Raw genomic sequence first — 12,711 nt, forward strand, 5'->3', positions numbered from 1 at the left:
TATCGGAACCACCTTTTAAGTGCTTGATTTTTCAGGGCTTTTTTATTAAACTGTCCATTTTATAGGGTACAGTTCAGTGTTGGGGGCAGTCTTTTGTTTTTATCGGTATCAATATTTTAGCGATGCAAAGCATATGAATCATACTTAACAATCTTTTGAAGTTGTACATATTCTTCTTTTGTTAAAGATAACTGTTGGCTAGCTTGTATATTTTCTTGCAATTGTTGAATAGAGCTTGCACCAGGTATAACAGCTGCAACAGTTTCGTTATGTAAGCAATATTGAATAGCTGTTCCTGTTAAAGAGCTTTCTCCGATTATTTCTTTTACACTCGCGAGTGTCGAATATAACTCATCGTAAGAATAAGAGAGGTAATCTTTTTCTTTTACTCTTTCTATCTTTCTTGTATTATTGTTAGTTAAAATCCCTTTTGCAAGTGGTCCGCGAGCAATAACGCTAATTTGCTGTTCATTAAGAAGCGGGAACCATTCTTCTGGGCGACGATTTAAAAGGCTGTATTCCATTAATATGCTAACGATATTTGATCGTTTTGCATACTCACGAATGACATTTGGACGTATAGAAGAGATACCATAATGACGAATAATCCCTTCTTTTTTTAATTCTTCAAAGGCTTCAACTGTTTCATCTATAGGATCTTCAATCGTCCCGCCATGCAGTTGATATAAATCAATATAATCTGTTTGAAGTCTACGTAAACTCTCTTTTACTTCGGTCTTTATATAAGCTTTAGAAGGATCCCAAGACCAACCGTTTTTTTCTTCTGTCCATCGATTTCCAACCTTTGTTGTAAGAACAATTTGGTCACGTTTTCCTTTCAGAGCTTTTCCAACAAATTCTTCATTTAATCCATAATCGTATAAGTCCGCTGTATCAAAAAAATTAATTCCTAAATCGATTGCCTCATCGATAATACGCATAGCTTCAGCCTCAGATGCACCGAGAGACATACAGCCAAATCCAATTTCCGTAACATATAAATCTGAGTTTCCTAATTGACGTTTTTTCATAGGTCAACCTCCTTACCTTTATTGTACGAAAGGGGAAGGAGGTTGACAAACGTTTACTTTTTATTTGCTGTAATCCACTCTTGTACAGTTGTATACTCTTTGCCATATTGTTTTAGCTTATGACGAATTTGCCATGCTTTGCCGACTAAAGTGACGCGATTTGGTAAAATGTAAACTTTCATTTCTATCACGCTCCTTTCAATGTGGTAAAATGTATGAAGAACGATTAGGAAATAGAACAGGGAGATGAAGTAGTATGAGTAATCTTGCAGAAAGAACAGTAAAAACTGAACCGATTTTTGATGGTAGAGTTATAAAAGTTCGTGTTGATGATGTAGTATTACCAAATGGAGAAATGAGTAAACGTGAAATCGTAAATCACCCTGGGGCAGTTGCTATTATTGCTATTACTGATGAGGGGAAAATTGTACTCGTTGAGCAGTATCGTAAAGCTCTCGAAAAGGCAATTGTGGAAATTCCTGCTGGGAAGTTAGAACCTGGGGAAAAGCCAGAGGTAACAGCAGTTCGTGAATTAGAAGAAGAAACAGGATATGTATGTGAAAATATGGAACTTATTACATCTTTCTATACATCACCTGGTTTTGCAGATGAGATTTTATATGTATATAAAGCGACAGGATTAAAACAAAAAGAAAATAAAGCAGCTTTAGATGAAGATGAATTTGTGGAATTAATGGAAGTGTCATTAGAAGAAGCGATTGATCTTATGAAAGACCTTCGCATACATGATGCTAAGACGATGTTTGCAGTACAATATTTACAATTACAAAAATAAACACTCGCCTAAGGCGAGTGTTTTTAGTTGATTTTTGCATATACACGTGCATCGCGTAAGCTGCCATCGGGTGCTAGGAAATCATTTTCCATTGTACCTTCTAAAATAAATTCTAGACGTTCTGCTAAGTTACATGCGTTTATATTTGTTGCATCAGTACGAATTTCAATTCTTCTAGCACCTAGTTTATCAAATGCAAATTGAATCGCACCTTTAATGGCTTCTGTCATATAGCCATGCTTTGTATAAGCGCTATGTAGCCAAAAGTGAAGTGAAAACTTTGGAATATCCCAGTTTTCAGGCTTGAGCGTAATAGCTCCGATGAATGTACCAGATACTTTATCGTATAAGTGGAAATCAAGTGTTTCACGAAGTAAAAACTGTCCGTGAGCTTCGCGAACAATTTCTTCAGCACGTTCTTCTGTTTCAGCTGTAATTGGCATCCATGGTAATAAGTCTTCTAGCGAAGCTTGGATTGCTTCATATACTTCTGTTCCATCACCTGGAAACGGTTTACGTACTTGCAAGCGCTCAGTTTGAAATAATGTTGGAAAATCTAATAATAATGGTTTCAAGAGAAATCCCTCCTATTCTCTACTTTTTAGTTTAGCAAAGTAGAGCGGAATTTCAATGCTAATTCGTCATACTTTTTTTCTTTCTTTCATACATTTTTAGTAAGAGTGTGAACGGAGGGAAGGAAAATGTGGCGAAAAACGTGGCAAGACCGTGTAATGTCTCACATACAGGAAAATTCTTCACTGTATATATTTAATGCGGTTTTATTACTGATGGGAGTAATATTTGGAGCGATTCTTGTGAATAGTTTACAAATAAACCAAAAGCAAGATTTATCATTTTATTTACAGCGTTTTTTTGGACAAGTTTCTAAAGGAGAATTTGCTGTCGCGGGCGAAATGTTTCGAGAAAGTTACTTTTCGCAATTAAAATATATCGGCTTTATTTGGATTTTGGGGATTTCAATTATTGGGTTGCCGCTCATTTTTATCTTACTATTTTTAAAAGGGGTAGTTGTTGGATTTACAGTAGGTTTTTTAGTAAGTCAGCACGGATGGAATGGACTATTATTAGCATTTGTATCTGTATTGCCACAAAATTTAATTATAATTCCTGTATTTCTCGTTATGACAACAATTGCTGCAAGCTTTTCCTTGAGAATGATTAGGCATCAATTTATCCGGAAAATAACTGAGCCACTATTGCCGTTATTAATTCGCTATACATGCTTTTTTCTCGTGATTGGAGCGGTACTAGCTATTGCTTCCAGTGTCGAAGCGTATGCATCACCAATTTTAATGAAAGAAGTTGTGGAGGCTATTAACAAACAATAAATACTTTTTGAGAATAATTATCAATTTGTTTTTATTGTTTTTCTTTTGACAGGAGCCCTTCTTCTGATATAATGGTGTAAGAGTGGCGAGGAGGGAGTAGTACCGAATGGAAGAAAGAATTGAACGAATTAAGAAGCAATTACATGCAGCGAGCTATAAATTGACACCACAACGTGAAGCAACAGTTCGTGTGCTGCTAGAAAATGAAGAAGATCATTTAAGCGCAGAAGATGTATACCTCCTTGTAAAAGAAAAGTCGCCAGAGATCGGATTAGCAACCGTCTATCGAACTTTAGAGTTATTGTCTGAGTTGAAAGTTGTCGATAAGATTAACTTTGGAGACGGTGTTTCGCGTTATGACTTACGCCAAGAAGGTGCACAGCGTTTCCATCATCATTTAATCTGTACACAATGTGGTGCTGTACAAGAAATACAAGAAGATTTACTTGGTGAAGTGGAGAATAAAGTGGAACGAGACTGGAGCTTTAAGGTGAAAGATCATCGTTTAACATTCCATGGGATTTGTAAAAATTGTCAAGAAAATGAAACGGATGAAAAATAACCTTTTCCTATTTAACTAGGAAGAGGTTTTTTATTTGAATAAGGTATAAATTGGTGAAAGCTTGGCATATGTTGTAATAACTTATATTTTGGAGGAATTTACAATGCGCCGAGCTTTAAAATTAACTTTTGATGGGATGAAAGTATTTTTATTATTTACAAGTTGTACGATTTTGTTTTATTTCGCTATACTATGGATAAATCAAGAATATGAAAGTTACCATCGTTATGAAAAGCCAAAAGAAGAGACTGTAGAAAAAGTATCAGGGAATGAGGAGCCGGAAAAGGATGCTTTCGTAAATAGAATGATGTTTTTCTATGAAAATGGGGAGTAGTGTAGATTGGAAGATCAATTAAAAGATTTTATTCATTATATGATTGTTGAAAAAGGTTTAGCGAAAAATACAGTTGTATCTTATGAACGCGATTTAAAAAGCTATGTGAAGTATTTGCAAAATGTAGAACAAACGAAGACGTTTCATGAAGTGACACGCTTGCATATTGTTAACTTTTTGCAGCATTTAAAAGAAAACGGGAAATCTTCAAAAACATTGGCGCGTCATATTGCATCGATTCGTTCGTTTCATCAATTTTTACTTCGTGAACGAGCAGTGGAGCATGACCCATCGGTACATATTGAAACGCCACAAGGGGAACGGAAATTACCAAAAGTATTATCAATCGACGAAGTGGAAGCATTGCTTCAAACACCGAAAACGGCAAGTGCTTTTGGGATTCGTGATAAGGCAATGTTAGAGTTGTTGTATGCAACAGGACTTCGTGTTTCAGAATTAATTGCATTAAATTTAGAAGATGTGCACTTAACGATGGGATTTGTTCGCTGTATCGGGAAAGGGAACAAAGAAAGAATTATTCCACTAGGAAGCTTAGCGACAGAAGCGATTCAAAAGTATATTGAAAAAGGAAGAAGAGAATTGATGGGTAAAAAAGCAGTAGATGCGCTCTTTTTAAACCATCATGGTAATCGATTATCGAGACAGGGATTTTGGAAAATTTTAAAACGGCTAGCGAAAGAAGCGAATATTGCAAAAGAGCTTACACCGCATACGTTGCGTCACTCTTTTGCTACGCATCTATTAGAAAATGGGGCAGACTTACGTGCTGTACAGGAAATGCTTGGACATGCAGATATTTCGACGACACAAATTTATACGCACGTTTCAAAAACTAGATTAAAAGATGTATATAAACAGTTTCACCCGAGAGCATAGTCACTATGCTCTTTTTTCATAGATTAAGAAGAGTGAACCATTTCACAGAAACTTCACAAACATTTCGTACATTGTTTTCAGCAGAAGACTAGAATATTACAATGTATTTCCTCTATACTAAGGAAAGTATGAAGGAGGAAATGAAGATGAAAAAACTTATTATTACATTATTTATCGCGATGCTAGCATTGGCTGGCTGTAATACAAACAAAGAAGAACCGAAAAAAGGACAGAAACTTGAAGGTATAGACGTAGCGGTTCAAACGAATCCGAAAGAAATTAAACCTGGTGAAAAAACAGAAGTACAAGCACTTGTTACACAAGGAAAAGAAAGAGTAACGGATGCTGATGACGTAAAGTTTGAGATTTGGAAAGATGGCGACGAGAAACACGAGATGTTAGATGGTAAGCATAAAGGAAAAGGTGTTTATGCAGTAGAGAAAACATTTGAAACTGATGGAGTATATCATATTATTCCTCATACAAATGCACGTGATATACACGTTATGCCAGAACACAAAGTTGCTGTAGGGAATGCGAAAGTAGAAGATGCGAAAAAAGAAAGTGGTGATCATAGTGCAGGACACGGTGATCATAAAAGTGACACAATGATTCATCTTATGGCCGGTGACATAAAAGCAAATGCTGAATCAACAATGAAAGTCCATTTAAAACAAAAAGAAGAAGCGTTAACTGGTGCTGAAGTACAACTTGAGATTTGGAAAGACGGCGTTGAAAAACACGAATTTATTCCGGCGAAAGAAGGGAATAAAGGGGAGTATGAAAGTAAACATACTTTCAAAGAGAATGGTGCTTATAAAGTGAAAGTTCATGTAAGAAAAGGTGAACTACATGAACATAAAGAAGAAACAGTAGAAGTAAAATAAAAAGTAGCTCTTTAGAGCTGCTTTTTATTTTTATATTAGGAAATATGTTATAAAATGATTAGCACTTCTTTGCAGAATGGATTACAATAGAATGGTAAAGAAAATGAGAAATTCTACGAAAATGTATTAAAAAGAAAGCGTAAACATGGTATGATATCAATATCAGATGTCTGACATCTGACTTAGAAAAAACTAGAAATTTTTTTGATTCGTTTGAAAGTAAAACGAAAAAGTTAGAGACTGATTTAAAGCAGTACTGTTTGATAATGAGGACGAAAGATAATTCCCATTGATAACAGTTTCACTTTATAGCGTTTTGAACATACTACAAGAAGTAGAACTGAACATATAGGAGGTTGCAGTTATGAATAAATATAAACGTATTTTCCTAGTCGTAATGGACTCTGTGGGAATCGGTGAAGCACCAGATGCTGAGCAGTTTGGTGATTTAGGTTCTGATACAATTGGTCATATCGCTGAACATATGAATGGATTACACATGCCAAACATGGTGAAATTAGGCCTTGGTAATATTCGTGAAATGAAAGGAATCTCTAAAGTAGAGAAACCGCTTGGATATTATACAAAAATGCAAGAGAAATCTACAGGTAAAGATACAATGACAGGTCACTGGGAAATCATGGGCCTTTACATTGATACACCATTCCAAGTGTTTCCTGAAGGATTCCCGAAAGAATTACTTGATGAATTAGAAGAAAAGACAGGTCGTAAAATTATCGGTAATAAACCAGCCTCTGGAACTGAAGTACTTGTTGAGCTTGGTCAAGAACAAATGGAAACAGGTTCTTTAATTGTTTACACGTCTGCTGATAGTGTATTACAAATCGCAGCTCATGAAGAAGTAGTACCACTTGAAGAGCTATATAAAATTTGTAAAATCGCACGTGAATTAACATTAGATGAGAAGTACATGGTAGGGCGTGTTATTGCTCGTCCGTTCGTTGGAGAGCCAGGAAACTTCACACGTACACCAAATCGTCATGACTATGCGTTAAAACCATTTGGTCGCACAGTAATGAATGAACTTAAAGATAGCGATTATGATGTAATTGCTATTGGTAAAATTGCTGACATTTATGATGGAGAAGGTGTAACTGAATCACTTCGTACGAAATCAAATATGGATGGAATGGACAAGCTTGTAGATACATTAAATATGGACTTTACAGGTATTAGCTTCTTAAACTTAGTTGACTTTGATGCCTTATTTGGTCATCGTCGTGACCCACAAGGGTACGGAGAAGCTCTACAAGAATATGACGCACGTCTTCCAGAAGTATTCGAAAAACTAAAAGAAGATGATCTATTATTAATTACAGCAGACCATGGTAATGATCCAGTACATCCTGGTACTGATCATACACGTGAATATGTACCGTTATTAGCATATAGCCCAAGCATGAAAGAAGGCGGACAAGAGTTATCACTTCGTCAAACATTTGCTGATATTGGTGCAACTGTAGCAGAAAACTTTAATGTTAAAATGCCAGAACATGGAACAAGCTTCTTAAACGAGCTAAAGAAATAGGGGGATAAACAGATGAATCGTGAACTAATTACAAAATCAGCTTCATACTTAAAAGAGAAATTTCAAGAGACACCACAAGTAGGACTAATCCTTGGATCTGGACTAGGTGTATTAGCAGATGAAATCGAGAACGCAGTAACAGTACCATACAGTGAAATCCCTGAATTCCCAGTTTCAACTGTAGAAGGACATGCAGGTCAACTTGTATTCGGTACACTTCAAGGTGTAACAGTAGTAGCAATGCAAGGACGTTTCCATTTCTACGAAGGATACGATATGCAAAAAGTAACATTCCCAGTTCGTGTTATGAAAGAACTAGGTGTAGAAACAGTTGTTGTAACGAACGCAGCTGGTGGTGTAAATACATCATTTGAACCAGGCGATCTTATGTTAATTTCAGACCATATTAACTTCATGGGTACGAACCCATTAATCGGACCAAATGATTCTGAAATGGGTGTACGTTTCCCTGATATGTCTACATCATATACGCCAGAACTTCGCGAAATGGCGAAACAAGTTGCAGCAGATTTAAATATTAAAGTACAAGAAGGTGTATATGTTGGAATGACAGGTCCTGTATATGAAACACCTGCTGAAATTCGTATGCTTCGTACACTTGGCGGAGATGCAGTTGGTATGTCAACAGTACCAGAAGTAATTGTAGCTCGTCATGCAGGTATGAAAGTACTAGGTATTTCTTGTATTTCAAATATGGCAGCTGGTATTTTAGATCAACCACTTCACCACGATGAAGTAATTGAAACGACAGAACGTGTTAAAGCTAATTTCTTAGCATTAGTAAAAGCAATTGTAAAACAAATGAAGGGGTGACTTCACAATGAGAATGGTGGACCTAATTGCAAAAAAACGTGATGGACATGCATTAACGACAGAAGAAATTAACTTTATCGTTGAAGGATACACAAATGGTAGTATTCCAGATTATCAAATGAGTTCACTTGCAATGGCAATTTTCTTCCAAGATATGAATGATCAAGAACGTGCAGATTTAACGATGGCAATGGTAAATAGCGGTGATACAATTGACTTATCAGCCATTGAAGGGGTAAAAGTAGATAAGCATTCAACGGGTGGAGTTGGTGATACAACGACACTTGTATTAGGTCCATTAGTAGCTGCTTTAGGTGTACCAGTTGCGAAAATGTCTGGACGAGGTCTAGGACATACGGGTGGTACAATTGATAAATTAGAAGCAGTACCAGGATTCCATGTGGAAATTGAAAATGATGAATTCATGCGTCTTGTAAATGAAAATAAAATCGCTGTTATTGGTCAAAGTGGAAACTTAACACCTGCTGATAAAAAGTTATATGCGCTTCGTGATGTAACTGCAACAGTAAATTCAATTCCTCTTATCGCTAGCTCAATTATGAGTAAAAAGATTGCTGCTGGTGCAGATGCAATTGTTCTTGATGTAAAAACTGGAGCAGGCGCGTTTATGAAAACGGATGAAGATGCAAAGCGTTTAGCAGAAGCAATGGTACGCATTGGTAATAACGTTGGTCGTAATACGATGGCGGTTATTTCTGATATGAGTCAGCCGCTTGGTGAAGCAATTGGTAATGCATTAGAAGTACAAGAAGCAATTGATACATTACAAGGTAAGGGACCGAAAGATTTAGAAGAGTTATGTTTAACACTTGGAAGTCAGATGGTGTACCTTGCTGGACAAGCTTCATCTTTAGAAGATGCACGTGAAAAGTTAATTGAAGTAATGAACAATGGTAAAGCGCTAGAATCATTTAAAACGTTCTTATCCGCGCAAGGCGGCGATGCATCTGTTGTTGATGATCCTTCTAAATTGCCACAAGCACAATTTAAAATTGAAGTGGAAGCGAAAGAAGACGGTTACGTATCGGAAATCGTTGCAGATGAAATCGGAACAGCAGCAATGCTTTTAGGAGCAGGGCGTGCAACGAAAGAGTCTGAAATTGATTTAGCAGTTGGTCTAATGCTTCGCAAAAAAGTAGGCGATAGCGTGAAAAAAGGTGACTCTCTTGTTACAATTTACGCAAACCGCGAAAATGTTGAAGATGTAAAAGCGAAAATTTATGAGAACATGAAAATCGCTAAAGACCACGTAGATGCACCAACTTTAGTACACGGTATTGTAACGAAGTAATAAAAAAAGCTGAGGAGATTTCTCCTTGGCTTTTTTTACTATTTTTTGTTTATAATAGTAAAGGGTGAAATTATGATTAGAATTTGTGCAATAACGAAAAAAAATGAAGTTTTATATGATGTGTCGCTAGAAGAAACGAGACAAGAAAACATCGTATGGTATTGGCTTGATTTATATAAGCCGACGAAAGAGGAGTATACATATATTTTACAAGATCACTTCAAATTCCATCCCCTTGCAATTGAAGATTGTGTAGAGTATGTACAGAGGCCAAAGGTAGATTTTTATGATGGATATAACTTTTTAGTTCTCCATGCATTCGGAGAAGACGGATTAGAACCGCATGAAATCGATTTATTTGTTAGTGATCGATATATAGTCTCTTTTCACTTCTCTCATAACAATGCGATTGAAAGAGTATGGAAAACGCTCGGTGAGAAGAAACGTATTAAGAAGAGTCCTTTAAATGTAGCACATACAATTATTGACCAAATTGTAGATGATTATTTCGCACCTGTATATTACATTGAAGACCATTTAAATGCAATTGATGATAATTTAACGGGTGAGACAGCAGGAAGTGTGCTAGAAGAGGTATTTGATATTCGGACAGATTTATCTAAGCTAAGGCGTACGATTATTCCGATGCGTGATTTATTGTATCGCATTTTAAATTCAACTCGTTTTTACGGTATAAGCGATCATGAAATTTATTTTAAAGACATACATGATCATTTGCTTAAACTGACAGAGATGATTGAAGCGAGCCGTGAATTGACGGCAGATATTCGAGATAGTTACTTTTCATTGAATTCCCACCATATGAACAATATTATGAAAACATTAACTGTTTTCTCAACTATTTTCATGCCGTTAACATTTATTGCAGGGGTATACGGCATGAACTTCGCACATATGCCAGAGCTTGGCGGGAAGTATAGTTATTTTATTTGCTTAATTTTAATGGCATTAATTGGCGGCGGAATGATGGCTTGGTTTTATAAAAAAGGTTGGTTTAAGTAAAAAAACACCGAGGATTTCCTCGGTGTTTTTTTCTTAGCCAATAGCGTGTAATACGAACATGGCTAAGAATAAGCATGTAATAATATACATGGACGGTGCGACTTCTTTACGCTTTCCAAGTGCAACTTTCAAGATAGGATAAGCAATAAATCCGAACGCAATGCCATCAGCGATACTATATGTGAGCGGGATCATAACGATAATTAAAAACGCTGGAAATCCTTCTGAAAAGTCGTTCAGAGGAATTTGTTGAATGCTTGTAATCATCAGACCGCCAATAATAATTAAGATTGGTGCAATGGCACTATCAGGAATTATTTTGACAAACGGAAGCGCAAACAGTGATGCGAAGAATAACAACCCTGTAACGATAGACGTCAGACCTGTTTTTCCGCCTGCAGTAATACCTGCGGCACTCTCTACTGTTGAAACGGTAGGGCTTGTGCCAAATAGACCACATGTCATTGCTGAAATTGCATTTGCTTGGTAAGCACGTGGGAATTTACGATCATCTTCTAATAAACCGTGTAGTAGTCCCATGTTCTCAAAAATAAGCACCATGCTTAAGGAGAATGTTGCAATCCAAAATGGTAAGGAAGAAAGTTTCCCAAATGACATAGCTCCAAACACATCGCCATAATTAGCGAATGAAAACGAACTATTTCCCATTTGACTCGTATCAACAAGACCAAACAGCCATGCAATACCAGTTCCAATTGCAATCGTCCATAAAAAGTTTCCACGTACGTTACGAACAAATAGCACAAGTGCCACAATAAGAGTAAGTAGTGTTGCAAGAACGACAGGACTACTTAATTTCCCCATTGCAACAGCAGTATTAGGATGCGAAACGACTAAACCACCTTTTTGCAAGCCTATGAAAGCTAAAAACAACCCGATACCGACAGTGATCGCTTCCTTTAATGACTTTGGAATCGATACCGAAAGCACGCGAGCAATTGGTGTAAAAGCAGCAATTGCAAAAATAATACCGGCGATAAAAACAGCTGCCAATGCTTCTTGCCAAGCTAAACCGAGCGTATGCACAGCAGTGTACGTGAAGAATGCATTTACACCCATACCAGGGACAAGAATAGCAGGTGCATTTGCCCAAAATGCCATAAGTAGACATCCGACAAATGAACTGAAAACAGTTGCCAAAATTCCTGCTTCAAGAGGAATGCCGGCATCTGATAAGATTGACGCATTTACAATCATAATATAAACGATTGTGAAAAATGACGTGACTCCAGCTAAAACTTCTTGTTTTGGTGATGTTTGGTGTAAGTCTAATTTAAATGTTCTTTCAAGTATTCCTTTCATGTTAAACCTTCTTTTTCATATCCCTCTCCCACCCGTGATATCTCTTATGTAAGAGCTCACCGTCCTTTATTATATCAGAACATCATGTTTTTACAACAACGAAAATGATAACGGTTACTTATAAATGAATTTATTTATAAATACGTAAAAATTGCCCGGATAGATGAAATGATTTCTAGTTCTCCTGATTGAATGGGCGGAGCCGCTTGCGCATGCAAAGTAGCATATGATGCGATCTCCCGTGGTAATTGGACAGATTCTTCAACGAATGAGAGGGGAACAGGATTAATATTTAAATTGTAGGTACTCGCAATTGTACGAGCTTTGTCTACTGCTTGTTGCAGAGCTTGAATGAGAGCTTGCTCATAATATTTATTTGGATGAGATATTCGAAAACGTAATCCTTTTGCTACGTTTGCACCATTCGAAACGGCTATATCATATACTTCCCCTGCTTTTTGCACATTTAAAACGGTAATTTCATACAAATGCTCCACACGGTAGCCTTGTAGTAATGCTTTATCATTTACATATTCGTATTGAGGCGTAATTGTATAAGAAATGGTTTCTATATCTTTATCGGCAATACCTAGCTGTTTGAGTGCATCAAGCAATTGTTTCGATTGCACTGCATTTTCTTCTTGCGCTTGTTTTACATTTTTACTATCCGTTCGAATGCCCAGTGTTAATATGACAACATTTGGTTTTGCTTTTATAATGCCTTCTCCTTGTACAGTAATAGTAGCTTCTTTACCAGTATTTGTCGTACGGATATTATGTAAATACGGATTCATTCCACTTTGCATTTATGCTC

General features: G+C 36.6%; 15 protein-coding genes. 10 read left to right on the top strand and 5 right to left on the bottom strand.

Features of this window, described 5'->3' with window-relative positions:
• Positions 1-116: 116 nt before the first annotated feature.
• Both B5P42_RS23550 and mciZ read right to left on the bottom strand, forming a co-directional pair.
• The gene (locus B5P42_RS23550) at positions 117-1,031 is read right to left on the bottom strand and encodes an aldo/keto reductase (RefSeq protein ID WP_113735409.1); all 915 of its coding nucleotides are present in this window, start codon (positions 1,029-1,031) and stop codon (positions 117-119) included.
• A gap of 53 nt (positions 1,032-1,084) precedes the next feature.
• Positions 1,085-1,213 carry a Z-ring formation inhibitor MciZ gene (gene mciZ / locus B5P42_RS23555; protein WP_000870295.1) on the bottom strand — a complete coding sequence of 43 codons (129 nt, stop codon included), beginning with the start codon at positions 1,211-1,213 and terminating at the stop codon, positions 1,085-1,087.
• A 74-nt stretch (positions 1,214-1,287) separates the two neighbouring features.
• On the opposite strand from mciZ, the gene B5P42_RS23560 reads away from it, so the two are divergent.
• On the top strand, positions 1,288-1,827 hold the full coding sequence (locus B5P42_RS23560) for an NUDIX domain-containing protein (protein ID WP_002014941.1): 540 nt from the start codon (positions 1,288-1,290) through the stop codon (positions 1,825-1,827).
• A gap of 23 nt (positions 1,828-1,850) precedes the next feature.
• Here the strand turns inward: B5P42_RS23560 and B5P42_RS23565 are convergent, their stop codons facing one another.
• Positions 1,851-2,402, bottom strand: a complete 552-nt coding sequence (locus B5P42_RS23565) for a GNAT family N-acetyltransferase (RefSeq protein ID WP_002033881.1) — start codon at positions 2,400-2,402, stop codon at positions 1,851-1,853.
• Positions 2,403-2,528: 126 nt separating this feature from the next.
• Between B5P42_RS23565 and spoIIM the strand changes: the two genes are divergently transcribed.
• The 9 genes from spoIIM to corA all read left to right on the top strand — a co-directional run bounded on the left by spoIIM (position 2,529) and on the right by corA (position 10,574).
• On the top strand, positions 2,529-3,176 hold the full coding sequence (gene spoIIM, locus B5P42_RS23570) for a stage II sporulation protein M (RefSeq protein ID WP_113735410.1): 648 nt from the start codon (positions 2,529-2,531) through the stop codon (positions 3,174-3,176).
• A gap of 106 nt (positions 3,177-3,282) precedes the next feature.
• Positions 3,283-3,738 carry a ferric iron uptake transcriptional regulator gene (gene fur, locus B5P42_RS23575; RefSeq protein WP_000392654.1) on the top strand — a complete coding sequence of 152 codons (456 nt, stop codon included), beginning with the start codon at positions 3,283-3,285 and terminating at the stop codon, positions 3,736-3,738.
• 103 nt (positions 3,739-3,841) lie between these two features.
• On the top strand, positions 3,842-4,072 hold the full coding sequence (locus B5P42_RS23580) for a YqzK family protein (protein ID WP_002165108.1): 231 nt from the start codon (positions 3,842-3,844) through the stop codon (positions 4,070-4,072).
• Positions 4,073-4,078: 6 nt separating this feature from the next.
• Complete coding sequence (xerD, locus tag B5P42_RS23585; RefSeq protein ID WP_002067028.1) at positions 4,079-4,969, top strand: site-specific tyrosine recombinase XerD; 891 nt, start codon at positions 4,079-4,081, stop codon at positions 4,967-4,969.
• A 146-nt stretch (positions 4,970-5,115) separates the two neighbouring features.
• A complete protein-coding gene (locus B5P42_RS23590; RefSeq protein WP_002138213.1) occupies positions 5,116-5,856 on the top strand; it encodes a FixH family protein in 741 nt (246 codons plus the stop codon).
• Between the two features lie 364 nt (positions 5,857-6,220).
• Positions 6,221-7,405 carry a phosphopentomutase gene (deoB, locus tag B5P42_RS23595; protein ID WP_002014935.1) on the top strand — a complete coding sequence of 395 codons (1,185 nt, stop codon included), beginning with the start codon at positions 6,221-6,223 and terminating at the stop codon, positions 7,403-7,405.
• Positions 7,406-7,417: 12 nt separating this feature from the next.
• Positions 7,418-8,239, top strand: a complete 822-nt coding sequence (locus tag B5P42_RS23600) for a purine-nucleoside phosphorylase (RefSeq protein WP_001078443.1) — start codon at positions 7,418-7,420, stop codon at positions 8,237-8,239.
• A 7-nt stretch (positions 8,240-8,246) separates the two neighbouring features.
• Positions 8,247-9,551 (top strand): pyrimidine-nucleoside phosphorylase, encoded by a 1,305-nt coding sequence (locus B5P42_RS23605; protein WP_002067030.1) that lies wholly within the window; start codon positions 8,247-8,249, stop codon positions 9,549-9,551.
• 72 nt (positions 9,552-9,623) lie between these two features.
• Positions 9,624-10,574, top strand: a complete 951-nt coding sequence (corA, locus tag B5P42_RS23610) for a magnesium/cobalt transporter CorA (protein ID WP_002033891.1) — start codon at positions 9,624-9,626, stop codon at positions 10,572-10,574.
• 33 nt (positions 10,575-10,607) lie between these two features.
• Here the strand turns inward: corA and B5P42_RS23615 are convergent, their stop codons facing one another.
• Positions 10,608-11,897 (bottom strand): NCS2 family permease, encoded by a 1,290-nt coding sequence (locus B5P42_RS23615; protein ID WP_002192601.1) that lies wholly within the window; start codon positions 11,895-11,897, stop codon positions 10,608-10,610.
• Positions 11,898-12,031: 134 nt separating this feature from the next.
• Positions 12,032-12,703: an SIMPL domain-containing protein gene (locus B5P42_RS23620; protein WP_002067033.1), complete on the bottom strand. Its 672-nt coding sequence runs from the start codon at positions 12,701-12,703 to the stop codon at positions 12,032-12,034.
• Positions 12,704-12,711: the final 8 nt, after the last annotated feature.

The sequence above is a fragment of the Bacillus sp. SRB_331 genome (genome assembly GCF_003264175.1).
Taxonomy (GTDB): domain Bacteria; phylum Bacillota; class Bacilli; order Bacillales; family Bacillaceae_G; genus Bacillus_A; species Bacillus_A mycoides.